Source organism: Micromonospora sp. NPDC004551, from assembly GCF_040609975.1.
In the GTDB taxonomy this organism is placed as follows: domain Bacteria; phylum Actinomycetota; class Actinomycetes; order Mycobacteriales; family Micromonosporaceae; genus Micromonospora.
Genome location: NZ_JBEXLM010000012.1, coordinates 63,077 through 87,916, shown reverse-complemented (window position 1 = coordinate 87,916; position 24,840 = coordinate 63,077). Strand labels below are relative to the sequence as shown.

Here is a 24,840-nt window from a genome sequence, read left to right as displayed (position 1 = left end):
TCGCCTCATGCGGTCCCGTCCACCGGGGCGCCCCGCGCCCGCATGAACGGCACGGGATTGATCGCGCCCCGGCTGGACCGGTCGCTGTCCACATGCACCTCGAAGTGCAGGTGCGGGCCGGAGGAGTTGCCGCTGGTACCGGAGAGGCCGATCACCTCGCCCGCCTCCACGAACTGGCCGGGTACCACCCGGGGACGCTCGATCATGTGGCAGTAGCGGGTGATGTATCCGCCGGCGTGCAGGATGTCGACGAACCAGCCGCAGCCACCCTTGTCCGGCCAGCCGTCCCGGTCGCAGTCGCGCTTCCCGGAGTGGTCGGGATCGCAGCGGGCCACCAGCACGCGGCCCGCGGAGGCGGCGTGGATCTCAGTGCGCTTGTCGGCGGCGAGGTCGACCCCGTTGTGGCTGGGTCGCTCCGTGGTGCGGAAGCCGGACACCACGCCGCCGGGCAGCGGTGCGGTCCAGCCGGAGGCGGCGATCCGGGCTCCGGCGGCGGCGTCACAGACCGTCTTCCCGGCGATCTCGACGGTCCGGGCCGCCCCACCGGCGAGGGCGTCCACGATCCGGCCGGCCAGGTCCTCGTGCTTGGCGTAGGCGTCGGGGAAGGCGCTGACCTGCACCCGCTGCGCCACCACGGTGAGCGGTCGGTGCTGCCAGTCCCGCACCTTGAGCATCTTCTCGTAGAACTTCCGGGCCGTGTACGAGGGCGTCATCCGCTGCTCGACGCTGCCCCACCCGGGTCGCTGCTGGAACAGGCCGAGCGAGTCGTGGTCGGCACCGACGCCCTCGTGCGGCAGGGCCAGGGACGCCCGTACCCTGCTGTTGGCGAGGTTGCGCAGCGCGGACTCCTGCATGGCGGTGGCCAGCGCGATGACCCAACCGCGAGCGGGCACCTTCATGTCCTGGCCGACCTTGACGATGACGGCGGCGTTGCGAAGCTGGCCCTCGCCGTACTCGGTGAAGCGCGGCATGTCCCCCGTGAGGTTGACCTGGTAGGCCGGGTCGCAGTTCAGGCCGGCGAGCACGCCGTCCTTCTGGTCGCCGCCCAGTTCGGTGAGGAGGAACGCGCCCGCGCCCCCGACGCAGCAGAGCAGGGTGAGCACCGTGGTGACGGCGGTGACCAGCACGCCGACCCGCAGCTTGCGACGGACCGGCGCGGCGGCGCCATCCGCGGCACTCACTGCCGCTCCCAGTCGACCGCGTCCACCAGCCACCGGCCGTCGGGGGCCACCAGTTCGAGCCGGAGCCGGCCGTTGTCGAGCGGCACCAGCGCCTCCACGAAGGACTCCGTCCGCGCCCGGAGGGTCACCGCCTCGGTCACCCGGCGGGCGGGCACCGTCTCCGGGTCGGCGCCGCCCATCTTCTCGATGAGGGCGGGCGTGGAGAGCGGCCGCAGGCGGGACTGCCACGCCTCGCCGCTGCTGCCCGGCCCCGTCAGCCAGGCGGCGGTGAACCGGCTCGCGGTCTGCTCCGGGGTGTCCTCACCCGGTCGCGTCTTCGGGGAGACCGCCGCCGGTGGACTCGACAGCACCCCGTCGTCACCGGCATGCGGGTCCACCGTGCTGATCGGCTGGCTCGGGCGGGTGCTGAGACCGGTGGTCGTGTCGACCGGGCCGGAGACCAGCCGGGCTGCGCCGATCACGCCGAAGACCAGGACGGCGATCACCAGCGCGACACCGAGCCGGGACCGCAGTATCCGAGTGACCAGGAACTCCAGCGCCCGTCGCACCGGTCTCACCGCGCCTCGGAGCGGATTCGCGGCGCTGGCTTCGACGCCGGGGTGCGCTCGGCCGAGTCCGGCCGGTAGACGGCGAAGGCGGGTGCCTCCTCGGGCACGTCCGGTCCGGTCCACGTCGACGGTGCCCGGCGGGGCCGGGGCGCCGAGCGCCCTCGACCACGTTCGGCCGGTGCGTCCTCGGGCTGCTCCCGGCCGTCGGGTCGGTCCCGCTCGATCACGGTGACGGTGTGTGCCGGGTCCTCGTGCCGAGCCTCCGGCCGGAGGCTGCGCTGGTCGGCCGTCACGGCACGCCGCCGGCCCATCGCCGGCTCGGCGGTGCCACCCGGCTCGGCCACGTCGAGGCGGGCGGCGATCCGCATGTCGCGGAAGAACCGCCGGTGCCAGGAGCCGGCCGAGCTGACCGCCTCGCTGCTGTCCTTGCCGCCGAGCTGCGTGATCCGCCGGTACGGGCGGAGCAGCAGCCAGCCCACCACGCCGCAGAGCCAGACCAGGACCACCTGGAGCCAGCCCGGCAGGGTCGGCGTGTTCATGATCAGATCCACGGCGAACAGGTAGATGGCCGCACCGGTGCCGAAGATGGCGATGTTGAAGACGGCGGCGACCACCGCGTTGGCCAGCCGCCGCAGGCCGGCGCTCGCGGGGCGCATCAGGCCGACCGTGCCCAGGATCGGCGCGGCGATCACCGCCCAGCGGAAGATCAGGAAGCCGAGCAGCACCAGCAGCGAGGCGGTCAGGTCGAACATGGCGAAGAGCAGCGAGGCCAGCACCGCGATGAAGCCGGCCCCGATCCGGTCCATGTCCCGGACGCCCTGGAGGTACTCGTACGCCTCCGGGTCCTCCGACTTGATCTGCTCGGCCACCCGTGCCCACTGCTGCTGCTTGGCCTTGATGGTGGCCTCGCGCGTCGCCGGGTTCTGCCGGAGCTTCTCCGCTTCCTCCCAGGAGAGGGACTTGGCGTCGTAGAGCGCCGGGCCGTACTTCTTGGCGGTCTCGCTGTCAGCCGAGCCGAGCACGCCGCGCAGCCAGTTGCGATAGAGCATCGTCTCGGTCGCGGTGTCACTGGCTCGCACGGCCGGGGGCCGGTGGTCCTTGCACGCCGCGGGGTTCGGATCGTCGCACTGGCCCGGTGGCGTGTCCCTGGAGGCCGGGCCGACCGCGTCGTGCACCACACCGAGGCTGGTGATCAGGGTGCTGTCGGCGATGTTCGCCGACTTGACCGGCCAGGCGGCCAGCGCGGTCACCGCCACCATCACGAGGATCGCCCACCCGGCCGTGGTCATGGCGTTGCTCATGTCCGACTGGCGGGAGCGCCAGAGCAGGTAGAGACCGACCACGCAGATGGTGATGATGCCGAAGACGCTGAACACCTTCTGATAGACGGCCTTGGTGGCCTGCTCCACCAGCGGGTCCGCCCAGCCCCACATGGTCCGCGGGTCCCAGGCGCGCTCGCGCAGCGCGTTGGACGCGCCGATGATCGCGTTGGCGAACATGAACTCGCCATTCGCCACCATCGTGGTGAAGCGGTAGTCCGGATGCAGCACCGAGGAGGCGCAGCCGCCGTCGACGTCGTACGTCGTGTAGCTGTATCCGGCGTAGCCGTAGTCGCTGTAGAGGCCCTTGGGGCCGGGCTGCTTGGCGGAGTCGGGACGGGAGGCGAACCAGCCGGCCAGGCCGGAGTCGGGCGCCCCCGGCACCGGGGCGTTGCGGCACTCGACCTGGTCCTCGCTGACCGCCTTCAGCTTGGCGACGCAGGCGCGGAAGTCGGCCTGCCACTCCTTGGTGCTGCACAGCTCGGCCCGGGCCTGAGCCGCGGGCACGGCGGCGTACGCGGGTGTCGCCCCGACCAGCGGCCAGGCGATCGTGGCCCCGGCCAACAGGCCGAGCGCGAGGAGGAGCGCCGCGATCCGGCCTCGGGCCCGAGGGCCCGTGCCAGACTCCCTGTCCGGCCTGCGGCGGGCCCAGACGGAACTCCGCCTTGCCGGACGCCGCCCGGACTCCGCCTCGGCTCGACCAGGGACTCTGACACAGGCCCTTGCCATGTCACGCCTCCAGATCAGCCAGGACGGTCGGCAGCTGCCCGGCGGCCTGGGCGACCGCGGCGGGGGTGGTGTCCAGGTGCTCCAGCAGCCCGTCGACGTACGACACGTCGACCCGGACCTTCTGCACGCGGCCGTCGACGTCGCGCATGACGAACTCGCGGAAGCCGAGCCGGGCGGCCGACCCGCTGTCGGCCTGGGACAGCGAGGCGAGGGTGGCCTCGTAGCCGTCGTTGACCGGCACCCGCAGCAGCCGTAGCGCCTCGGAGGCGATCTCGGTGTCCTCGGCGATCCGGCCGACGAACACGGTGGAGACCAGGTTCTGCACGTCGAGCCCGAGGATGTCCTTCGGGTTCTGCGAGGCGACCAGCGCGGCCAGGTTCCACTTGCGGGAGTCGCGGGCGAGGCGGACCAGGAACGACCGGCCGGAGCGCCAGCCCTCCATGAAGTGCGCCTCGTCCAGGCCGACCAGCTTGCGCGAGGACATCGAGCCGCCGTAGCAGCGGCGGACGGCCAGCCGGTGAGCGGTGTGCAGCATCGGCAGGGCCAGCGCCTCCTCGGCCGACCAGTACTCCCGCTCGATCTTGAGGTCGGGCAGCCGGAGCCCGGCCATGGTGATCACGGTGAGCGCTGCGTCGGCGCCGAGCAGCCCCTCCGGCGGGCGGCCGAAGAAGAGCATGGCCAGCGGCATCTCGGCGGTGTCCAGCAGCAGGTTCGCCAGCTCCCGGCCGGAGTCGTCGTCCAGTTCCTGCAGGGTCCGCACCACATCGTCCAGGGTGGACGTCTCCTCCGCCGGCACCTGGCGTACCGCGTGCCGGAACAGGGTGGCGGTGGACGCCTCCCGGGCGACCTGCGGCGGCACCAGCATCATGCAGATGTCCTGCACCAGCATCCGGCGCTCGGCGCGGGCGTTGGAGACCGCGATCTCGAACTCCCGGTCGCCGGCCGCACCGGCGCCGAACTCGCTGCGGAGGGGCGTGGGGATCAGCGCGTACGGTGCCAGGGTGCCCTGCTCCGAGCCGGTCAGGTTGAGCACCCGCGAGTAGGGCGCCAGCTCGGGCATGGCGCACAGCCGGGCCAGCGGGCCGGACGGGTCGAGCAGCGTCACCTGCACGCCGCGCCGGGCGGCCAGGTAGCCGAGCGCGCCGAGCAGGGTGGACTTGCCACCGCCCGGCTCGGCGACGAAGACGGCGAGGCCGGAGCGCTCGCGGACCTCCATGGGGAAGTGCAGGTCGAGGAAGACGGGGCGACGGCAGGTGCCGGCGGTCCGGCCGATCAGGTCACCGCGCCGGTCACCGACCGTGGAGGCGGCCTGGGGCAGCGCGGCGGCGAGCAGGTTGACCGGCATGCGCCGGACGTAGCCGGTGTTGGCGATCGGCTCACCGGGGATGAACTCGCGGGCCAGCCAGTCCTGGTTCTTCGGGTGCTGGAGCGAGATGCGCAGCTCGCGCGAGTAGAGCTGGATGAGCCGGCGGGCCCGCTCCAGGCACTCCTCGCGGGTGCGGCCGCCGACCGCGATCCGGTGCCAGCCGTGCGCGCGGGCCGAGTCCACCGGCAGGCCGGTCGTCATCTCGTCGCCGATCACGAGCGCCCGCTTGGCCAGCCGTTCCAGCTCGGGCGGGGCGTCGATGCCGTGCTCGGCGTAGTCGAGCTGCTGGGACCGGATCATCCGGAGCCGGTGTTCGAGGTTCCGGAAGGAGTCGCCGGGGCCCAGGATGTCGACCCGCGTGGAGAGCTCCATGGGCCACGGCAGCCGCTCGTGGAAGTGCAGCCAGGGCTCGTGCCGCTCGGGGATCTCCAGCGGTTCCATCCGGCCGACCGCGAGCACGGCCACGTGCCGCTCCTCGCCGGTCATCCGGTTGACCAGCTTCACCGTCGAGCCGTACGGGGTGCGGTAGCGCTCGACCTGCTCGGTGAGGGCCAGCAGGTCACCGCGTTCCCACCGCCCGTTGCTGACCGGGGAGAGCACGCCGGGCGGTGCCATGCAGAGCGCCACCGAGCGGTAGAGCAGCCACTCCAGTTCCTGCGCCGTGACCCGGCGGCCACGCATGCCGAACGCGCCGAGCACCTCGTCGAACTGCTCGACCGTGCGGCCCAGCCGGCGCCGCTCGCCGTCGGCGGTGCCCCGCCCGAAGGTGCGTAGCAGCCGCTCGGTGAGCGAGTCGCCGAGCGACCGGCGGGCGAAGGTGACGCCGAGGTAGGTCTGGCCCTCGGCGTGGTTGACCGCCATCAGGTGCCGCTGCGCCGCGACCAGGTGGTCGGCCCAGCCGGTGGTGCCGGGCACGTCGGGCAGCGGCGCGGCGGTGTGCGCGTCGATGGTGCGGGCCCACTCGTCGGCCGGGAACGGCCGGGTGGTGCGGCGCAGGTGCAGCCGGAAGCCGGCCAGGCCGGCGTACTGCTCGGAGATCGCCGAGAGCAGCGCCTCGCGCTCGGCGTCGGGGCGGAACGCCCAGCGCACCTCGGGCAGCCAGTACCAGGCGGTGACCGTGTTCGGTGTGAAGGTCAGGTGGCCGGCGATCTCGGTGATGGCCAGCTCGACCGACGGGTCCCGGTCACCGAACTTGATCTTCGGGGCCCGGACCCGGACCGGCTTGGTGGGGCGGCCGCTGCGCTCCGGGGACCGCTGCCGGGGCGGGGCCACCTCCCGGCCGGACGGGGTGGCCAGCTCACGTGCCTCCGGCCGCGGCTCCGCCGTCCGCCGGTCGCGCCGGCGGGCGGGGCGCTCGACCGGGGCCTCCGGCTCGGCCTGCTCCGGCTCGACGGTGGACCGGAGCGCCGGGAGCCGGTCGCCGGCCTGGTGCGGCACCCGGGTGCGGGTGGCCGGCGCCGGTTCGAGGGCGGGCTGCTCCGCCGCTTCGGGGGCGGTGTGCACCGCCGGGCGGGCGGCCTCGACCGCCTCGCGGGGCCGGCCCACGGGGCGGACGCCGGGTGCGCTCTCCCGGAACCGGGCGGCCGGCGGCTCGTCCTCGGGCCGGCCGGGCAGGGCCGGTGGCGGCAGGGGTCGCTCGACCGGCTCCACCGGAGCGGCGTGCTGGTGCGGGATCGGCAGGGGCGGCTCGACCGGCTCGACCGGGGCGGGGAGCTGGGACGGGACGGCCCGGGGCGGCGGGGCCGGCTCGACCGGAGCGACGTGCTGCTGCGGGATCGGCAGCGCCTCCCGGCCCACGCCGCGCCGGGGCGGCGCCACCACCGGTTCCACCGGGACGGACGGACCGGCGGGCGGGCCCGCCGGCCGGCGGACCCGGGGCTGCGCGCCGCCGAAGAGGTCGAGGAACGGGGAGTCGATGTCGCCGCTGTCGGCGACCACCGGCTCGCGCTGCTCCCCGTTGCGCGGGGCCAGCGGCCGGGGCGGCTGGAAGACGCCGACGCGACCGTGCTGAGGGCCGGGCACCAGCGCCGGGTCGAGGACGGCCTCGTCCAGCTCCTCGTCCGGTGGGTAGTCGAACGATCGCGCACGGTTACCGTAGGGCCCGGCCGGGCGTCCGGCCGGGGAACCCGGCGTGGAAGAGCGACTCATGCGACCGCCTCACCCGCGTCGTTCGTCTGCGCCGTCGGCGTACGCCCGGTCATGCCAGTTCCTCCCGGATCCTGATCCGGCTCGCGACGAGGCGCGGGTCGCGCAGCTCGGCGGCCGGCTCCCGGGTGCGTCGCCAGTCCGTCAGCGCGGTCCGGATGACCATGCGCGCCGGCCGGTCCGGGTCGACGTACCGGAAGATGAACGAGGTGGTCACGATGGCGAGCGAGATCTCCCAGGCGGGAAAGAGCTCGACCTGGAGCGTGAACAGCCAGTGGATGAACATGTAGAGGGGTACGAGCAGCATGAACAGGCCGTACTGGGCGTACGGCAGGTGGACGGGAAGGGTGTACCCGGGCGGCCCCAGGTAGACGAGGCGTGCCCGGTAGATGTCGTCGTCGGTGCGCAGCCGCATCGTCGCCCAACGCCTATTCGAAGATCAGGTTGATCAGGTAGTCGCCGACGAAGAAGAGTGTGGCGGCGCCGGCGATGAAGGCCAGCCCGATGATCGCGATGGCCGAGCTGGTCAGCACCTTGGAGATCTCACCGCGGCTGGCCCGGCCGATGAAGATCACGCCGAGCACCGCGAGCAGGATCGGTGCGATCTTGCTGGCGAAGAAGGAGACGACACCGCTGGTGTCGATGCCCTTGGGAGCGGGCTCGGCGAGTGGAGTCGACGCCAGGGTGTGGAGCGCGTGGTCGACGGCGGCGGACGCCGTCCCCATGAGCTCGATGGCGATCACTGGAAACCTCCCCAAGGTCGCGGCCGGCGGCGCCGCGGTGGTGCATGTGGGCAAAGCCTGGCGGGATGGTGCTCGTTGCACACAGCGTCGGCGACGCTGCGTTCGTCACCCACCACGGAGGGTGGTGAGCTTTGGGGGGATTGTTCCCGCTTCGGCCCTCCCTCCAGGCTTCGCCATCTCGATGCTGGGCAATTCCAAAGCGTACGGCCCGGTTACCTTTGCGACAACCCGCGAAGAGTCGACCCGGAACGGACCCGAAGACCGATCGTACACCTGTTCCAATCGGCACGTCAGAGCCGTCGTCGGGCGGGGTTGCCCGGGCCGCCGGAAGCCCTGCTGGCGACCGGTACTGTCGGGTCCGTGACCGATCTGGTACGGGCGGAGACCCCGGTGGTGATGGGCGTCCTCAACGTCACGCCCGACTCCTTCTCCGACGGCGGCAGATACGCCGACCTGGACGCCGCCGTCGCACACGGAGTGCGACTGCGGGCGGCCGGCGCGGACCTGGTCGACGTGGGCGGCGAGTCGACGCGGCCGGGTGCCGAGCGGGTCGACGCGGAGACCGAGATCGCCCGGGTGCTGCCGGTGATCCGCGAACTGAGCGCCGCCGGCATCCCGGTCAGCATCGACACGAGCCGGGCCCGGGTGGCCGAGGCGGTCCTCGCCGCCGGCGCGGACGTGGTCAACGACGTCTCCGGCGGTCTCGCCGACCCGGACATGGCCCGGGTGGTGCGGGACGCCGGGTGCCCCTGGGTGCTGATGCACTGGCGGGGCCACTCGCGCGAGATGCGGGACCTGGCCCGCTACACCGACGTGGTGGCCGACGTGCGGACGGAGCTGAGCCGGCGCGTCGACGAGGCGCTGGCCGCCGGGGTGGCCGCCGACCGGATCATCGTCGACCCCGGGCTGGGCTTCGCGAAGACCGCCGCGCACAACTGGGAGCTCAGCGCCCGCCTGCCCGAGCTGGTCGACCTGGGCTTCCCGCTGCTGTTCGGGTCGAGCCGCAAGTCCTACCTGGGCCGGCTGCTGGCCGACGCCGACGGCAACCCCCGGCCCACCGCCGAGCGGGAGGCGGCCACCGTCGCCACCAGCGTGCTCGCCGTGGCGGCCGGCGCCTGGGGGGTCCGCGTGCACGACGTCCGGGGCACCGCCGACGCGCTCGCCGTCTGGCGGGCCACCGGCCGCCCACGCCTCGCCCGGCCCACCACGGAGGAGAAGGAGCGATGACCGACCGGATCGAGCTGACCGGCCTGCGCGCGCACGGCCGGCACGGCGTCTACGACTTCGAACGCGCCCAGGGACAGGAGTTCGTGGTCGACGCGGTCCTCGAACTCGACCTCGCCCCGGCCGCCCGCTCCGACGAGGTGACCGACACCGTGCACTACGGCGAGCTGGCCGAGAAGCTGGTCGCCGTGATCACCGGCGAACCGGTCAACCTGATCGAGACGCTCGCCGACCGGCTGCTCGCGGTCTGCCTGGCCGAGCCGCTGGTCGCCGCCGCGACGGTCACCGTGCACAAGCCGGAGGCCCCGATCCCGCACACCTTCCGGGACGTGGCGGTGACGATGCGGCGTACCCGATGACCCGGGCCGTGCTGTCGATCGGCAGCAACCTGGGCGACCGCCTCGCCCACCTGCGTGCCGCGGTGGCCTCGTTCGGCGACACCGTGCTGGTGGTGTCCGGCGTCTACGAGACTCCACCGTGGGGGGACGCCGACCAGCCCGCGTACCTCAACGCGGCGGTGCTGGTCGCGGACCCGGCGGCGACCCCGCGCGACTGGCTGGCGCGGGCCCGGGCCGCCGAGGCGGCGGCCGGGCGGACGCGGGACCCGGAGCGGCGGTACGGCCCGCGCACCCTCGACGTGGACGTGATCGCCGTCTGGGACGCGGCCGGGGAAGCGGTGCACAGCGCCGATCCGGAGCTGACCCTCCCGCACCCCCGGGCCCACCTGCGCGCCTTCGTGCTGCGGCCGTGGATCGACATCGAGCCGCACGGCCGGCTGCCCGGGCACGGCTGGCTGACCGACCTCCTGAACGCCGAGCCGCTGTCCTCCGACGCGCTGGAACTCAGTCCGCGCCCCGAGTTGGCGTTAGAGTCGGACACATGACGCTGTGGAGCCGGACGGCATGAGCCAGGCGCAGTCCCCGCGCGACCCCGACCGTTTCCGGATGGGTCCGACCCGGCTCTCCACGCTGGTGGTGGCCGCGCTGGCCGCCGCCGCGCTGGCCTGGCTGCTGATCAGCGCCTTCTACTACGAGATGGCCCCCGAGCTGCCCTGGCTGCCGGTGGTCACGCTGGCCGGCCTGGCCGTGCTGGAGGGGTACGCGGCCATCAACACCCGGGGCCGGATCGAGCGCCGACCCGGCCGGGATCCGGTGAACCCGCTGCTGGTCGCCCGGTTCGTGGTGCTGGCCAAGGCGTCCGCCCTGGCCGGGGCAATCTTCGCCGGCTTCTACGCGGGGCTGACCGGCTGGCTCTTCGTCGAGCGCACCAACGCCGCCGTGAGCGACCGGCCGGCCAGCGGTGCCGGGCTGCTCGCCTCACTGGCCCTGGTCGCGGCGGCCCTCTGGCTGGAACGGTCCTGCCGGGTCCCCGAGCAGGATGACGACGAGGATCGGGAGCCCGGCGACCGGGAGACTCCGCGCGGCCGCCTCTGAACAGGGGGTTCCCAGCACCTTTCCCCGCAGGTACCGTGCCTGGCGACCGGAGAGCAACGGCCGCCGCCGGTCCGCCCGCGCGTCGGACCGCACGGCTGCCACGTGGGAGGCGCGGGCCATGGCGTACGACGAGACGGGCCGGAGTGCGCCGCTGGAGACGTCGTCCGGCGTGCCCGCCGCCGTGCTGGAGAACGTCTTCGACGACCCCTCCCACGGCGAGCCCGGTCGGGACCGGATCGCCGTGCACGTGGTCTGGGAGTTCCTGCTGCTGGCCGGGCTGGCCGCGGTGACCTGGCTGCTCTGGCGTGAGGACGCCGACGCGCTGCGCGGGACCGCCCTCAAGACGCTGCTCGTCGACGTGGCCGGGCTCGGGCTGCTCGCCCTGGCCGCCGGGCTCAGCCTCCGCGCCGCCGCGGTGAACCTGGCGATCGGGCCGGTCGCCGTGGCCGCCGCCCTGCACTTCGCCGAGCAGGGCGACCGCGGTGTGCGGGAGTCGCTGCTCCCGGCCCTGGTGGTGGCGGCACTCGGCGGACTGGCGCTCGCGCTGGCCGTGGTGGTGCTGCACGTGCCCGGCTGGGCGGCCAGCCTGGCCGGCGCGGCCGGCGTGATCGTGTACATCGAGCGGCGGACCACCCCGATCGTGGTGCAGGGCGGCTACGACCCCCGGCGCACCGCCCTCTACCTCTTCGTCGGCTTCGCGGCGGTCGCCGTTCTCGGCGGGCTCTTCGGCGCGATCAAACCGGTCCGCCGGCTGGTCGGTCGGTTCCGGCCGGTCGCCGACCCGGCCCGGCGGCGGGGCGGCGTGGCCGCCACGGTGACCGCGCTGGCGCTTGTCGGCTCCACGGTCCTGGCCGTGCTCGGCGGGGTGCTGATCGCCGCGAACGGGGTCGGGCCGGTGGCCCCCACCAGCGGGTTCGACTGGTCGGTGCTGGCGGTCGGCGCGGTCCTGCTCGGCGGCACCAGCGCGTACGGCCGGCGGGGCGGGATCTTCGGCACCCTGCTGGCGGTCTGTGCCGTGGAGGTGTTCCTGGCGTGGGCCGTGGCGCAGGACTGGACGATCAGCCGGTGGGCCGTGGGCGGGGCCGCCCTCGGCGCCGGGCTGCTGGTCACCCGCCTGGTCGAGACGTTCGGCCGGCCGCGTCCGGCGGTGCCGAGCGGGGTGCCGGCCGGCCCCAACGGGCCGAGCGGCGACGGCACGATCAGCACCGGCTGGGCGCTGACGCCGTCGCCCGGACCGGCCGACGCCTGGCCCTCGGTGCTGCCGGTGCGGGACACCGACACCGTCGACTCGTGGGAGTCGCCGTGCTGGGAGAGCGAGCCCCGCCGCTGGGACGACGGGGACCGCTGACTCGGCCCGGACCGGCGCCGCGTCGCGTCCGTCCGACCGGAGCTGATCTCGCCGGTTAGGCTCGGCGGCATGACGGAGACTCCTGCCCCCGGCGGCCGCACCTTCGACGAGCTGGACAAGCTCTCCACCGAGGACCTGCGCGAGCAGGCGTTCCACCTGGCCCGGGAGCGCCGCGACGTCGAGTTCTTCTGGTCGGTGCTGCGGCACATGCCCAACGCGGACGAGGCCGCTGTCCTGGACGGCGCGCCCAACTCGATCGGGCCGATCATCGACGAGGCCAACGCCCTGTGGCGGGAGATGACCGGGCACGGCTACGAGGAGGCGGAGTCCACGCCGCTGCTGCGGGCCGCCTTCATCGACTACCTCCTGAAGCACTGAGCCGATGGCCACGCGCCGCCCGTCGGCGGTCGCGCGGGTACGCAGGTTTGCCCGGCGCGGCGGCCCGGGAACTGACCGGTCCATGGCCCTCACCAACCGCCCCCGCACCGTCGCCGCGTACGGCACGGCCGCCGGCACCGGCACGCTCGCCGCGCTCCTGCTCGTCGCGGTCTGCGGCAGCCCCATGTACGTGGGCTGGGTGCAGGACCACACCGACCCCACCGGTGCGGGCGGCTGGTTCCTCCGGCTGCTCGCCTGGCCGGCCTGGCGGCTGCACGCCGACGACCCGTCGCAGGGCGTGCTCGCCACCAACCTGCGGGCGATCCTGCTGATCGTGCTGGCCGCGGCGCTGCTCTACCTGCTGCCCGGTCCGCAGGTGGCCCGGGTGGAGAGCTCGGGCAGCCAGTTCTTCTCCGGCTGGGGCGCGTACGCCCTGGCCGCCGGGTGCACGGCCCTGCTCGCGACCCTGCTCGGGCCGCACGGCTCGCTCTTCGCCGCCTTCCAGGCCGCCAGCACCGGGGTCACCTACGGCTTCTTCGCCGGCTGGATCGTCGGCCTGGCGAGCCTCGGGGGCCGCGCCTGACCGGTCGCCCGCCGGCGACGGGATGGACGGCTCAGTCCAGCACGCCCAGGTCGAGCAACCGGGAGCGGCTGAGCAGGCCCACCGGCCGGCCGTCCTCGGTGACCACCGCGTGCTCGACGCCCGAGGTGAGCAGCCCGCCCAGCGCGTCGTACGCCGAGGCGCCCAGGGACACGGTCGGCAGGTCGGCCGCACCGCCGGCCGGGAGCGGGTCGAGCACCTCGCGGGTGACCGGCGTCACCGCCAGCCGGCGGATGCCCCGGTCGGCGCCCACGAACTCGCGGACGAACGGCGAGGCAGGCGACCCCAGCAGGGCGGCCGGGGTGTCGTACTGCTCCAGCCGACCGCCCTCGGAGAGCACCGCGATCCGGTCGCCCAGCCGCACCGCCTCGTCGAGGTCGTGGGTGACCAGGACGATGGTCTTGCGGACCTCGGCCTGGAGCCGGAGGAACTCCTCCTGGAGCCGGGTCCGGACGATCGGGTCGACGGCCGAGAAGGGCTCGTCCATGAGCAGCACCACCGGGTCGGCGGCGAGCGCGCGGGCCACGCCGACCCGCTGCCGCTGGCCGCCGGAGAGCTCGTGCGGGTAGCGGCGGCCGAACTGCCCCGGGTCGAGCCCGACCAGCTCCAGCAGCTCGTCGACCCGGGCCCGGGTGCGCTCCCGGGGCCAGCCGAGCAGGCCCGGCACGGTGGCCACGTTGGCGGCGACGGTCTGGTGCGGGAAGAGGCCGACGTTCTGGATGACGTACCCGATGCGGCGGCGCAGGGTCACCGGGTCGACCCGGGTGACGTCGTCGTCGCCGAGCAGGATCCGCCCGTCGGTGGGCTCGATCAGCCTATTGATCATGCGCAGCACGGTGGACTTGCCGCAGCCGGACGGGCCGATCAGCACCACCAGTTCGCCGGCCTTCACCTCCAGGCTCAGCTCCCGCACCGCCTCGGTGCCGTCCGGGTAGCGCTTGCGGATGCGCTCCAGCGTGATCGAGGCGGCGCCGTGTCCGGCACCCGGGGTAACGTCCACGTGTGTCCCTCCACCTGAGCTACCGGGCCGCGCCGGGTAACCCGTGGTTCTCCTGGCAGTACGTGCGGGACAACTCTGACACGATCCTGGCCGCGCTGCGCGAGCACACCTGGCTGACCGCCCGGGCCGTGCTGATCGCGGCGCTGGTGGCGCTGCCGCTGGCGGTGGCCGCGTACTGGTTCCGCTCCCTGGCCGCGCCGATCGTGGCGCTGACCGGGGTGCTCTACACGATCCCGTCGCTGGCGCTGTTCGCCTTCCTGGCGCCCTACCTGGGCATCGGCGCGATCACCGTGCTCACCGTGGTGGCGCTCTACGCGCTCCTGGTCATCGTGCGCAACGCGCTCGCCGGGCTGAACCAGGTGCCCCCCGAGGTGCGGGAGGCCGCCGAGGGCATGGGCTACGGCCGCTGGGGCCGCCTGTTCCGGATCGAGCTGCCGCTGGCGCTGCCCGGCATCCTCACCGGCGTACGCCTCGCCACGGTCTCCACGGTGGCGCTGGTCACGGTGGGCGTGGTGGTCGGCCGGGGCGGCCTCGGGCAGCTCATCTTCGCCGGCTTCCAGAACAACTTCTACAAGGCCCAGATCATGACCGGCACCGTGCTCTGCGTGCTGCTGGCGCTGGTGCTCGACCTGATCCTGGCCGGCGTCGGCCGGATGCTTACCCCCTGGCTGCGGGGACGGAACTCATGAACCCGGTGCAGCAGGCGGTCGTCTGGCTCAACGACCCGCTCAACTGGACGAACCCGGGCGGCGTCGTGGACCGGCTGGGCGAGCACCTGAGCATGTCCGCGCTGGCGGTGCTGCTCGGCTGCCTGGTGGCCTGGCCGATCGGGCTCTGGCTCGGGCACACCGGCCGGGGCGGCGGCCTGGTGCTGCTGGTGTCCAACGTCACACTCGCGATCCCGACGCTGGCCCTGCTGACCATCCTCCCGCTGACCTTCCTCGGCTTCGGCCGGCCCGCGGTGGTGGTCGCGCTCGCGGTCTTCGCGGTGCCGCCGCTGCTGGCCAACGCGTACACGGGGGTGCGGCAGGCCGACCCGGAGGCCCGGGACGCGGCGCGCGGGATGGGGCTCTCCGGCGGGCAGGTGCTGCGCCGGGTGGAGTTGCCGCTCGCGGTGCCCTACCTGGCGGCCGGGTTCCGCACCGCCGCCGTCCAGGTGGTGGCCACCGCGGCCCTGGCCTCGTTCGTCAACGGCGGCGGGCTCGGGCAGATCATCCGCGCCGGCTTCGGGCTCGACATCGCGGCCGGCGGCGGCCAGATCATCGCCGGCGGCGTGCTGGTGGCCGGGCTGGCGCTGCTCGTCGAGGGGGTGCTGGCCATGGTCGAGCGGATGGTCACGCCGCGCCCGCTGCGCCGGGCCCGGCGGGCGGCGAACCGCCGCGCGGCCGAGGCGACGGCGGGCGGCTGAACACCCCGAGGGTGACGATCCGGTGACGAATTCCGCTCGGAGTTTGTCGGTCGGGTCCGGAAGATATTGGCTGGAAGACGCGGGCGTTCGATCGGACCGCCCGTCGGACACGCGGCCGGCCCGGGACGGGTCGCGCCGGGACACGGAAGGCGGGCACTGATGCACGCACGTTCACGGTTGGCCGTGGGGGCGCTCGGCGTCCTCGCCGCGGCGACCCTCCTCACCGGCTGCGGTGACGCCGGTTCCTCCGGCACCGACGCGCCTCAGCAGGGCGCCTCGGGGGCCGGTTGCGCCCCGGTGGCGGGCGACAAGCTGGTCGTCCTCACCGACGACAAGAAGCTCCAGAACACCGACAACGTCATCCCCGCGGTCAACGCGAAGGCGGCCACCCCGCAGCTCGTCGCCGCGCTCGACAAGGTCTCCGCGAAGCTCGACACCCCCAAGCTGATCGAGCTGAACCGGGCGGTCGACGTCGACCGGAAGACCCCGCAGGTCGCAGCGAAGGAGTTCGCCGACGCCAACGGCCTGACCGACGGTGTCGAGAAGGGCCCCGGCGGCCAGGTGACGGTCGGCGCCGGCAACTTCAGCGAGAGCCAGACCATCGCCGAGCTCTACAAGATCGCGCTCACCGCGGCCGGCTACCAGGTCAAGGTCCAGACGATCGGCAACCGGGAGCTCTACGAGCCGGCCCTGGAGAAGGGCCAGGTCCAGGTCGTCCCCGAATACGCCGCGACGATGGCCGAGTTCCTCAACACCAAGGCCAACGGCAAGGACGCCCAGCCGGTCTCCTCGCCCGAGCTGGACAAGACGGTCAGCGCGCTGAAGGCGGCCGGCGACAAGGTGGGCATCAGCTTCGGCCAGCCGGCCCAGGCGCAGGACCAGAACGCCTTCGCGGTCACCAAGGCGTTCGCCGACAAGTACCAGCTCGCCACCCTCTCCGACCTGGCGGCCAAGTGCTCCGGCACGGCCACGGTGCTGGCCGGTCCGCCCGAGTGCCCGCAGCGGCCGAAGTGCCAGGCCGGCCTCGTCGAGGTCTACGACTTCAAGGCCGGCTCGTTCAGCTCGCTCGACGCGGGCGGTCCGCAGACCAAGAACGCCCTGAAGACCGGCGCGGCCAGCGTCGGCCTGGTGTTCTCCTCCGACGCCGCGCTCGCCGCGAGCTGACCACCGCCGCAGCGCCGGCGGGCCGCCCGGCCCGCCGGCGCGACGGCAGCAGCCGCCGTGGCCGGGCAGGGAAACCCTGGTCACCGGCTCTACATCGAGGCTTTCGGCCCGTTCCCTACCGGGGCAACTCTCGGTAGTCTGCTCAGCCATGCCCGCCTCGGTCGCCCCTGCCGGAAACCGCAGTCCCCAGCTCCTGGCCATCCTGTTCTGGATCGGAGTGGCGCTCGCGCCGCTGGCGGCGCTCATCCTGCTGGTGGCCGACGGCAACGGCTCGCTCCGGTTCGGCGCCGTGCTGGCGATCCTGGCGGTGGTGCTGATCGGCCTGTCCGTCGCGCTGCGCGCCGAGACCGGCGGCAGGGCGGTCGGCAGGGAGGAACTGCACGAGGAGATCGAGCAGCTCCGCCGCCAGCTGCGCGCGGAGATCGGGGCCGCCGCCCAGCGCGGCAACCAGGCGCTCGACCAGGCCCAGCGGACCGAGGATTCGGTCACCGCGATGCGCCGCCGGCTCGACGCCGCGGCCGCCGGCATCGCCGCCGCCGCGGGGCTCACCACGCCCGCCACCGAGGAGCCGGCCGGTGGCCGCGCCCGGGTGCCGGTCACCGAGCCCTATGACGAGGGGCACGCGCGCACCGAGCCGGGCCGGGCCCAGCCCCCCGCGCGGGACGAGGACGAGCTGGCTTACCGGCCGCAGCCCGGCACCCGGTACGGCGCGGATTCCGCCGGCGACCGCTCGGACCGCCCCCAGGCGAGCGTCCACGGTGCCGACCGCTCGGCGGCCGGGGTCTACGGCGGCGACCGCCCGCAGGCCGGGGTCTACTGGGGCGACCGGCCGCAGGCCGGCGTCCACGGCGGCGACGGCCCGCAGGCCGGGGTTCACGGCGGGGACCGCTCGTCGGCCGGCGTCTACGGCACGTCGCGCGGTCCGGAGCCGGAGGTCCGCCCCGAGTCCCGGCCGCTCGGGGTCGTGCACCACACCGAGACCGTGCACGTCACCACCCGGCACACCATCGTGGACGGTGGCACCGACCCGGCCGCCACCCGGTACGGCGGCTACGCCGGCCGCTGGTCCCCGGCGCCGGACGAGCGCTCGTGGAGCGGCGCCGAGCCGGAGGAGCGCCCCCGCGCCGGGTACCGGGACGGCGAGCACGACCGCACCCGACCCGGACGGGACGAGCGCTCCCGGTCCGCCCAGGCCGCCGGCGGCTGGTCCGGGTCGGCCGGCCCTCGCGAGGACGCCTCGCGATCGGGCGCACCCGGAGGTGAGCACCCCTGGGCGGGCACGGGCCGGGCCTACGGCGAGGACCCGGGCTGGTCCGGGCGCGAGAGCGACGACCGGGGCTGGTCTTCCGCGCGCGAGAGCGGCCGGGGCCGGTCGACGCGAGAGACTGAGGATCCGGGCTGGTCCGGGCGCGAGAGCGACGACCGGGGCTGGTCTTCCGCGCGCGAGAGCGACCGGAGCCGGTCGGCGCGGGAGGGCGACGACCGAGGCTGGTCCGCCGATCAGGCCGACGACCGGTCCTGGTCCGCCGCCGCGCGCGACGAAGCCGTCCGCGGCGGCCAGGGCACCTGGGCCGGGCAGGGCAGCTGGCAGGGTCAGGACGACCGGGACGGCTACGGCGACCGGAACGGCTACGGCGACCGGAACGGCTACGGGGATCGGAACGCCCACGGCGACCGGGTGGCCGACGGCTGGGCGGGGACGGACGCGGGCCGCGCGGTGCCGGACGACCCGGACGGTGACTACTGGTCCGAGCTGCGCACCGGCAACCGCTGGGCCGCGGTGCGCGACGACGAGCACGGCCGGGAGGTCCGCGTCGGGGAGCGGCGGGCCGCGGTGCACGCCGACAGCGGCGGCACCGAGTACCGGATCGAGGACCGCTGGGCGTCCGTGCGCGGCAGCGGCGGTGCCGGCGAGGCGGGCGGCGGCCGGGGCGGGGAGCACCGCCCGGCGCTCCCGGCCGGCGGGGTGCCGGTGCCGGAGGAGTGGCGTCCCCCGACGCAGCGCAGCGGCCAACCGGAGTGGCGTCGGGCCGAGCCCGAGCCGGCCCGCTACGGCTACCCGCCGCGCGGCGACGCGCCGCGGGCCGGCGGCACCCGGGCCACCGAACGCTGGGGCTGACCCGGGCTACTTGTCGATGTCGCCGACCACGAAGAACATCGAGCCGAGGATGGCGATCAGGTCCGGCACGAGGCAGCCCGGGAGCAGGGTCGCGAGCGCCTGCACGTTGGCGTACGAGGCGGTGCGCAGCTTGAGCCGCCACGGGGTCTTCTCGCCCCGCGACACCAGGTAGTAGCCGTTGATGCCGAGCGGGTTCTCGGTCCAGGCGTAGGTGTGCCCCTCGGGCGCCTTGACCACCTTGGGCAGCCGGGTGTTCACCGGCCCGGTGAGCCGGTCCACCCGGTCCAGGCACTGCTCGGCGAGGTCCAGCGAGGCGTACACCTGGTCGAGCAGCACCTCGAAGCGGGCGTGGCAGTCCCCGGCGGTCTTGGTGACCACCGGCACGTCGAGCTGGTCGTACGCCAGGTAGGGCTCGTCCCGTCGCAGGTCCAGGTCGAGCCCGGAGGCCCGGGCGACCGGCCCGGAGGCGCCGAACGCGGCGGCGTCGGCCGCCGACAGCACGCCCACCCCGACGGTGCGGGCCAGGAAGATGTCGTTGCGCCGGATCAGGTTGTCCAGGTCCGGCATCCGGCGGCGGACCTCACCGATCGCCGCCCGGGCCCGCCCGGTCCAGCCGGCCGGCACCTCCTCCTTGAGCCCGCCGACCCGGTTGAACATGTAATGGATCCGGCCGCCGGACACCTCCTCCATGACCGCCTGGATGGTCTCCCGCTCGCGGAACGCGTAGAACATCGGCGTGATCGCGCCGATCTCCAGCGGGTAGGAGCCGAGGAACATCAGGTGGTTGAGCACCCGGTTCAGCTCGGCGAGCGCCATCCGCAGCCAGGTCGCGCGCTCCGGCACCTCCATGCCCATGAGCCGTTCGACGGCGAGCACCACGCCCAGCTCGTTGGAGAACGCGGAGAGCCAGTCGTGCCGGTTGGCCAGCACGATGATCTGCCGGTAGTCGCGGACCTCGAACAGCTTCTCCGCGCCCCGGTGCATGTAGCCGACGATCGGCTCGGCGGAGACCACCCGCTCGCCGTCGAGGACCAGCTTCAGCCGGAGCACACCGTGCGTCGACGGGTGCTGCGGCCCGATGTTGAGCACCATGTCGGTGCCGAGCTGCTCCCCGCCGGCCCCGGTGCCGACGGTCAGTTCGCGGAGGTCGCCGGCGTCGGTGGTCATGTCCGTCATCGTGCCATGAGCGGATCGAGGGCGACGCCGACCGGTTGCAGCAGCCACCAGTGCCCGCCGAGGCCGGCCGGGTCGGTCAGCTCGGCCACCGCCGACGCGGCGGCGAGGGCCCGCACGTAGCCGGCCGGGTCCCGCGAGGCCAGGCTCAGTGGCGGTCGCCCGCCGTCGGCCCCGAGCGCCCGCAGCCCCTCCCGCTGTGAGACCAGGGTGTACGCACACCGCGCGACCCGCTCACCGGCAGCGGCGACCGAGTCCATGGCGACGTGCGCCGTCACGTCACACGACCCGTCCGGCACGGGCGCCACCTGCCGCCCACCCCGATACCCGGTCAACGTCCCGCCGATCGGCCGGTCCTCCCGCAGATGCCCGTAGTCCACGGCCAACGCCACCCCCCGGTCGAGGTGCGTGACCGCCGCCGCCCAAGCCTCATCCCGGCTCCGCCCCACCTCGCCGCGCCCGCCCACCCCGTTGATCAAGAAGTTTGCGTCTGAACCCGGGCCCATTCCCGACGCAAACTTCTTGATCGACGCCGGGGCCGGGGCCGGGGCCGGGGCGGGCCACCACTGGTCCAGCCAGGAGCCGTCTTCGACGTCGACAGGGTCCCCTGTCGACTCCTCGCCCGTCGCCGGGTCCACCAGCAGGTACCGCCAGCCTCCGGGGGTGTTCACGGCGAGGTCCAGCGGAACGTTGTCCAACCACTCGGTGCCCACCAGCAGACCCGTGAGGCCCTGGGGGATCTCGTCCATCCACTCGATCTCCGCGGGCAGGTCCTCCGGTCGGGAAGCCTTCTCGACGGCGACGAGGCGTACCCGTTGGGCCAGCGGAACCGGCGCGGTGGACAGGGCCCCGGCGGAGGCCGGCCCGGAGGGCGACGGGCGCGCGCCGGCCGTGGTGGCCCCCACGGCGAGCGCCAACGACCGCAACAGCTCGCCCCGACCCGCACCCACGTCCACGATGTCGAACCGGGCGGGATGGCCGAGGGCGGCATCGAGGGAGACGAGAAGACGGGACAGGCACGAGGCGAAGACGGGAGACGCGTGGACGCTCGTGCGGAAGTGCGCGGCAGGTCCCGCACCCGAGACGAAGAACCCGTCCGGCCCGTAGAGGGCCGTGGACATCGCGTCGCGCCAGCGGAGCGCCATCAGTTCATTCCTCGTTCAGGGGGCGTCACCGTGCCGACCCTACGGTGAGCGGACATGAGACGAACCGCAATCCCCGCGCTGGCCGTCGTTCCGCTCCTGCTGGTCGCCGCCCCCGCGGTGGCCGCGCCGGCGGCCGACGCCCCGCGCCCGGTCCGGGCGGTGACCGAGACCGCCTCCCTCTTCGACGACGAGGCCGGTGGCGACGCGGACGCCGACGACCCGGCGATCTGGGTGCACCCGACCGACCGGGCGGGCAGCCTGGTCATCGCCACCGCGAAGAACGGCGGCCTGCGGGTGTACGACCTGCGGGCTCGCGAGCGGCAGTCGATCGCCACGCCGCCGGCCCCGGGACCCGACGACGAGCCCGGCCGCTTCAACAACGTCGACCTCGTGGCCGGCTTCCGGCTGGCCGGGCGGGCCACCGACCTGGCCGTGGTCACCGACCGGGGGCGCGACACGCTGCGCTTCTACCGGATCGACCCGGCCACCCGGCGGCTCACCGACGTCACCGCGCCGGACGTGCCGTTCGCGTTCAGCCGCGACCAGGCCGAGGTGAACGAGCAGCGCACCGCCTACGGGCTGGGCACCTTCGTCGACCCCACCGGGGCCGCGTACGCGGTGGTGAGCCGGCGCAGCACCCCCGCGGTGGGGGTGTTCCGGCTGGTGGAGCGGGCCGGCCGGGTCAGCTACCGGCCGGTGGACCGGCTGGTGCTGCCGTCGACGTTCACCCTGCCGGACGGGACCTCCTGGTCGCCGTGCACCGACCCGGGCGACGGCCCGCAGGTCGAGGGGACCGTGGTGGACCCGGCCACCGGCGTGGTCTACCTGGCCCAGGAGAAGGTCGGCCTGTGGCGGACCCGGCTGGCCGGCGGCCGGCTCGCCGAAACCCCGCAGCCGGTCGAGCGGGTCCGCGAGTACGGCGTCCCGGCGGCCTTCGACGCCGAGGAGGACGACTGTGTGACCGACCACTCCGCCGACCCGGGCTTCGGCGGGCGGATCGCCCAGGACGTCGAGGGGCTGACCATCCACCGGACCGGCCGGCTGACCGGCACCCTGATCGTCTCCAGCCAGGGCGACGACACCTTCTACACCTACGACCGGCGCACCAACCGGCCCACCGGGCGGTTCGCAGTGGTCGACGGCCGGGTCGACGGCGCGCAGGAGTGCGACGGCGCTGCGGTGACGGCCACCCCGCTGCCGGGGTTCCCGGGCGGCCTGCTGGTGGTGCACGACGGGCGGAACACCCCGGAGACGCCGGGCGGGGACGGCGAGGCGCGCCCCGACACGGACTTCAAGTTCGTCGACGCGGGCTTCCTGCGCGGCCGGCGCTGACGTAGCAGAAGGGGCCGCTCCGCGCCGCCGGAGCGGCCCCTTCGCGCCGTCGGTGAAGGTTTTCACACATGCTTGTTTCGGCTCTGTGACCCCGGCGCATACTTGCGATCGACCGGTACCCCCTCCGAGGACTGGATCGATTGCCATGAGCGCACCGCTGCGTTCGCGTCCGGCCGCCCCGCACCGGGCCGCCGACGCCCCGCTCGTCTTCCCGCGCACCCTCACGGTCGGCGTGATCGGCGCCGGCCGGGTCGGCGCCGTGCTCGGCGCGGCCCTCGCCGCGACCGGCCACCGGGTGGTCGCCGCCGCCGGCGCCTCCGGCGCGACCAGGGCCCGCATGGCGCTGCTGCTGCCCGAGACCCCCACCCGCTCCGCGGCCGCCGTGGCGCGCGTCGCCACCGACCTGCTGGTCCTGGCGGTCCCCGACGACGCGCTCGCCGGCGTGGTGGCCGGCCTGGCCGAGGCCGGCGCGCTGCGCCCCGGACAGGTGGTCGCGCACACCTCCGGCGCGCACGGGCTGGCCGTCCTCGCCCCGGCCGCGGCCGCGGGCGCCCGGCCGCTCGCGCTGCACCCGGCGATGACCTTCACGGGTACGCCGGACGACCTGACCCGCCTCGCCGGCATCTCCTACGGGGTCACCGCCCCGGCCGAGCTGCGCCCGTTCGCCGCCCGGCTGGTGGCCGACCTGGGCGGCGTGCCCGAGTGGGTGGCGGAGGGCGACCGGCCGCTCTACCACGCGGCCCTGGCGCACGGCGCGAACCACCTGGTGACCCTGGTCAACGAGGCGGCCGACCGGCTGCGCGACGCCGGGGTGGACCGGCCGGAGAAGGTGCTCGCCCCGCTGCTGCGGGCCGCCCTGGAGAACGCCCTGCGGCTCGGCGACGACGCGCTCACCGGCCCGGTCTCGCGGGGCGACGCGGGCACGGTACGCCGGCACCTGGAGCGGCTGGCGGCGACCGCCCCGGAATCCGTACCCCCCTACCTGGCGTTGGCCCGACGGACGGCGGATCGCGCGATCGCGGCGGGTCGGCTGCGGCCGGCCGACGCGGCGCCGCTGCTGGACGTCCTGAACGGCATGCAGGTGTGGGCGTGAGGGCGAGGAGTGAGCCGGTTTTGCGAGCCCCGCAGTCCCGAACTGAGGAGGCACTGATGACGGAGCTGGTGCACACCCGCAAAGAGCTGGCGGCGGCCCGCGAGCGGCTGACCGGCACGGTCGGCGTGGTGATGACCATGGGTGCGCTGCACTCGGGGCACGAGACCCTGCTGCGGGCGGCCCGCGAGCGGGCCGACCACGTGCTCGTGACGATCTTCGTGAACCCGCTCCAGTTCGGCCCGAACGAGGACTTCGACCGCTACCCGCGCACGCTGGACGCCGACCTGGAGATCTGCCGGCGGGCCGGCGCGGACGTGGTCTTCGCCCCCGCCGTCGAGGACATGTACCCGGAGGGCCAGCCGAAGGTGCGGCTGAACCCGGGGCCGCTCGGCGAGGACCTGGAGGGGCTGAGCCGTCCCGGCTTCTTCCACGGTGTGCTCACCGTGGTCATGAAGCTGCTCCAGCTCACCCGTCCGGATCTGGCCTTCTTCGGCGAGAAGGACTACCAGCAGCTCACCCTGGTCCGGCGGATGGTCCGGGACCTGGACGTGCCGACGGAGATCGTCGGCGTGCCGACCGTACGCGAATCGGACGGGCTGGCCCTGTCCAGTCGCAACCGCTACCTGTCGGCGGAGGAGCGGCAGGCCGCGCTGAGCCTCTCGACGGCGCTGCGGGCCGGCGTCACGGCCGCCGAGCAGGGCGCGGACGGCGGCGCGGTGCTGGCCGCCGCACACCGGGCCTTCGACACGGGTACGCCCGGCGCCCGCCTCGACTACCTGGTGCTCACCGACGCCGACCTGGAACCCGGCCCGGTCTCCGGCACGGCGCGGCTGCTGATCGCCGCCTGGGTGGGCGCCACCCGGCTGATCGACAACACGGCGATCCACCTCGCCCCGCGTTCCTGACTCACCAGTTCCTTTTCCGAAAGGCACCCCGATGCTCCGCACCATGCTCAAGTCGAAGATCCACCGGGCCACGGTGACCCAGGCCGACCTGCACTACGTCGGCTCGGTGACCGTGGACGAGGACCTGCTCGACGCGGCCGACCTCATCCCCGGCGAGCAGGTCGCGATCGTGGACATCACCAACGGCGCCCGGCTGGAGACGTACGTGATCCCGGGGCGGCGGGGCAGCGGCGTGATCGGCATCAACGGCGCCGCGGCGCACCTCGTGCACCCGGGTGACCTGGTCATCCTCATCTCGTACGGGCAGATGGACGACGCCGAGGCGCGCGCGTACCAGCCGCGGGTGGTGCACGTCGACGCCGAGAACAAGGTCGTCGACCTGACCGCCGACCCGACCACGGCCGCGCCCGGCACCGCCGGTGACCCCGTCCCCAACCCGCTGGCCGCCGCCCTGGGCTGAGCCGGGGCCGCACGCACCGTCTGTCA

24 protein-coding genes are annotated in these 24,840 nt (G+C 74.4%); 15 read left to right on the top strand and 9 right to left on the bottom strand.

Features of this window, described 5'->3' with window-relative positions:
* Positions 1 to 5: 5 nt before the first annotated feature.
* The 6 genes from ABZW14_RS16600 to ABZW14_RS16575 form a co-directional block, all read right to left on the bottom strand.
* Positions 6 to 1,181 carry a M23 family metallopeptidase gene (locus ABZW14_RS16600; RefSeq protein ID WP_355346521.1) on the bottom strand — a complete coding sequence of 392 codons (1,176 nt, stop codon included), beginning with the start codon at positions 1,179 to 1,181 and terminating at the stop codon, positions 6 to 8.
* Entirely contained in the window at positions 1,178 to 1,738 is a 561-nt protein-coding gene (locus ABZW14_RS16595; RefSeq protein ID WP_355346518.1) for a hypothetical protein, read from the bottom strand. The genes ABZW14_RS16600 and ABZW14_RS16595 overlap by 4 nt, the downstream gene beginning before the upstream one ends.
* Complete coding sequence (locus ABZW14_RS16590; RefSeq protein ID WP_355346789.1) at positions 1,735 to 3,615, bottom strand: MFS transporter; 1,881 nt, start codon at positions 3,613 to 3,615, stop codon at positions 1,735 to 1,737. The genes ABZW14_RS16595 and ABZW14_RS16590 overlap by 4 nt, the downstream gene beginning before the upstream one ends.
* A 163-nt stretch (positions 3,616 to 3,778) precedes the next feature.
* Positions 3,779 to 7,291, bottom strand: coding sequence for an ATP-binding protein (locus tag ABZW14_RS16585; RefSeq protein WP_355346515.1), 3,513 nt, complete (start codon positions 7,289 to 7,291; stop codon positions 3,779 to 3,781).
* 49 nt (positions 7,292 to 7,340) lie between these two features.
* Entirely contained in the window at positions 7,341 to 7,703 is a 363-nt protein-coding gene (locus tag ABZW14_RS16580) for a hypothetical protein (protein ID WP_091317037.1), read from the bottom strand.
* Between the two features lie 13 nt (positions 7,704 to 7,716).
* The gene (locus ABZW14_RS16575; RefSeq protein ID WP_355346512.1) at positions 7,717 to 8,031 is read right to left on the bottom strand and encodes a hypothetical protein; all 315 of its coding nucleotides are present in this window, start codon (positions 8,029 to 8,031) and stop codon (positions 7,717 to 7,719) included.
* A 360-nt stretch (positions 8,032 to 8,391) separates the two neighbouring features.
* On the opposite strand from ABZW14_RS16575, the gene folP reads away from it, so the two are divergent.
* The 7 genes from folP to ABZW14_RS16540 all read left to right on the top strand — a co-directional run bounded on the left by folP (position 8,392) and on the right by ABZW14_RS16540 (position 12,997).
* Positions 8,392 to 9,258, top strand: coding sequence for a dihydropteroate synthase (gene folP / locus ABZW14_RS16570; RefSeq protein ID WP_355346509.1), 867 nt, complete (start codon positions 8,392 to 8,394; stop codon positions 9,256 to 9,258).
* Positions 9,255 to 9,614: a dihydroneopterin aldolase gene (folB, locus tag ABZW14_RS16565; RefSeq protein WP_355346506.1), complete on the top strand. Its 360-nt coding sequence runs from the start codon at positions 9,255 to 9,257 to the stop codon at positions 9,612 to 9,614. The genes folP and folB overlap by 4 nt, the downstream gene beginning before the upstream one ends.
* On the top strand, positions 9,611 to 10,138 hold the full coding sequence (gene folK, locus ABZW14_RS16560; protein ID WP_355346503.1) for a 2-amino-4-hydroxy-6-hydroxymethyldihydropteridine diphosphokinase: 528 nt from the start codon (positions 9,611 to 9,613) through the stop codon (positions 10,136 to 10,138). Before folB ends, folK begins: the two co-directional genes overlap by 4 nt.
* Positions 10,139 to 10,157: 19 nt before the next feature.
* A complete protein-coding gene (locus ABZW14_RS16555; protein WP_355346500.1) occupies positions 10,158 to 10,688 on the top strand; it encodes a DUF3180 domain-containing protein in 531 nt (176 codons plus the stop codon).
* Between the two features lie 118 nt (positions 10,689 to 10,806).
* Positions 10,807 to 12,036, top strand: coding sequence for an ABC transporter permease (locus tag ABZW14_RS16550; protein WP_355346497.1), 1,230 nt, complete (start codon positions 10,807 to 10,809; stop codon positions 12,034 to 12,036).
* Positions 12,037 to 12,105: 69 nt separating this feature from the next.
* Positions 12,106 to 12,414, top strand: a complete 309-nt coding sequence (locus ABZW14_RS16545; protein WP_355346494.1) for a hypothetical protein — start codon at positions 12,106 to 12,108, stop codon at positions 12,412 to 12,414.
* A gap of 82 nt (positions 12,415 to 12,496) precedes the next feature.
* Positions 12,497 to 12,997, top strand: a complete 501-nt coding sequence (locus ABZW14_RS16540; protein WP_355346491.1) for a hypothetical protein — start codon at positions 12,497 to 12,499, stop codon at positions 12,995 to 12,997.
* Positions 12,998 to 13,028: 31 nt separating this feature from the next.
* Here ABZW14_RS16540 and ABZW14_RS16535 read toward each other — a convergent pair whose 3' ends face one another.
* Positions 13,029 to 14,015: an ATP-binding cassette domain-containing protein gene (locus ABZW14_RS16535; RefSeq protein WP_355346488.1), complete on the bottom strand. Its 987-nt coding sequence runs from the start codon at positions 14,013 to 14,015 to the stop codon at positions 13,029 to 13,031.
* Between the two features lie 2 nt (positions 14,016 to 14,017).
* On the opposite strand from ABZW14_RS16535, the gene ABZW14_RS16530 reads away from it, so the two are divergent.
* The 4 genes from ABZW14_RS16530 (at position 14,018) to ABZW14_RS16515 (ending at position 18,706) form a co-directional block, all read left to right on the top strand.
* On the top strand, positions 14,018 to 14,704 hold the full coding sequence (locus ABZW14_RS16530; RefSeq protein ID WP_355346485.1) for an ABC transporter permease: 687 nt from the start codon (positions 14,018 to 14,020) through the stop codon (positions 14,702 to 14,704).
* Entirely contained in the window at positions 14,701 to 15,423 is a 723-nt protein-coding gene (locus ABZW14_RS16525; RefSeq protein ID WP_355346482.1) for an ABC transporter permease subunit, read from the top strand. The genes ABZW14_RS16530 and ABZW14_RS16525 overlap by 4 nt, the downstream gene beginning before the upstream one ends.
* A gap of 159 nt (positions 15,424 to 15,582) precedes the next feature.
* Positions 15,583 to 16,587 (top strand): glycine betaine ABC transporter substrate-binding protein, encoded by a 1,005-nt coding sequence (locus tag ABZW14_RS16520; protein WP_355346479.1) that lies wholly within the window; start codon positions 15,583 to 15,585, stop codon positions 16,585 to 16,587.
* 148 nt (positions 16,588 to 16,735) lie between these two features.
* Complete coding sequence (locus ABZW14_RS16515) at positions 16,736 to 18,706, top strand: hypothetical protein (protein ID WP_355346476.1); 1,971 nt, start codon at positions 16,736 to 16,738, stop codon at positions 18,704 to 18,706.
* Positions 18,707 to 18,712: 6 nt separating this feature from the next.
* Here the strand turns inward: ABZW14_RS16515 and ABZW14_RS16510 are convergent, their stop codons facing one another.
* Positions 18,713 to 19,882 carry an NADH-quinone oxidoreductase subunit D gene (locus ABZW14_RS16510; RefSeq protein WP_204343179.1) on the bottom strand — a complete coding sequence of 390 codons (1,170 nt, stop codon included), beginning with the start codon at positions 19,880 to 19,882 and terminating at the stop codon, positions 18,713 to 18,715.
* A complete protein-coding gene (locus tag ABZW14_RS16505; protein ID WP_355346473.1) occupies positions 19,879 to 21,024 on the bottom strand; it encodes an SAM-dependent methyltransferase in 1,146 nt (381 codons plus the stop codon). Before ABZW14_RS16505 ends, ABZW14_RS16510 begins: the two co-directional genes overlap by 4 nt.
* A gap of 54 nt (positions 21,025 to 21,078) precedes the next feature.
* Here ABZW14_RS16505 and ABZW14_RS16500 point away from each other — a divergent pair, with 54 nt between their 5' ends.
* The 4 genes from ABZW14_RS16500 (at position 21,079) to panD (ending at position 24,814) form a co-directional block, all read left to right on the top strand.
* Positions 21,079 to 22,356: a phytase gene (locus tag ABZW14_RS16500; protein ID WP_355346470.1), complete on the top strand. Its 1,278-nt coding sequence runs from the start codon at positions 21,079 to 21,081 to the stop codon at positions 22,354 to 22,356.
* Between the two features lie 145 nt (positions 22,357 to 22,501).
* Entirely contained in the window at positions 22,502 to 23,449 is a 948-nt protein-coding gene (locus ABZW14_RS16495) for a Rossmann-like and DUF2520 domain-containing protein (protein ID WP_355346467.1), read from the top strand.
* A gap of 56 nt (positions 23,450 to 23,505) precedes the next feature.
* The gene (gene panC, locus ABZW14_RS16490; RefSeq protein ID WP_355346464.1) at positions 23,506 to 24,354 is read left to right on the top strand and encodes a pantoate--beta-alanine ligase; all 849 of its coding nucleotides are present in this window, start codon (positions 23,506 to 23,508) and stop codon (positions 24,352 to 24,354) included.
* Positions 24,355 to 24,385: 31 nt separating this feature from the next.
* Positions 24,386 to 24,814 carry an aspartate 1-decarboxylase gene (gene panD / locus ABZW14_RS16485; protein WP_355346461.1) on the top strand — a complete coding sequence of 143 codons (429 nt, stop codon included), beginning with the start codon at positions 24,386 to 24,388 and terminating at the stop codon, positions 24,812 to 24,814.
* The last annotated feature ends 26 nt before the right edge of the window (positions 24,815 to 24,840 follow it).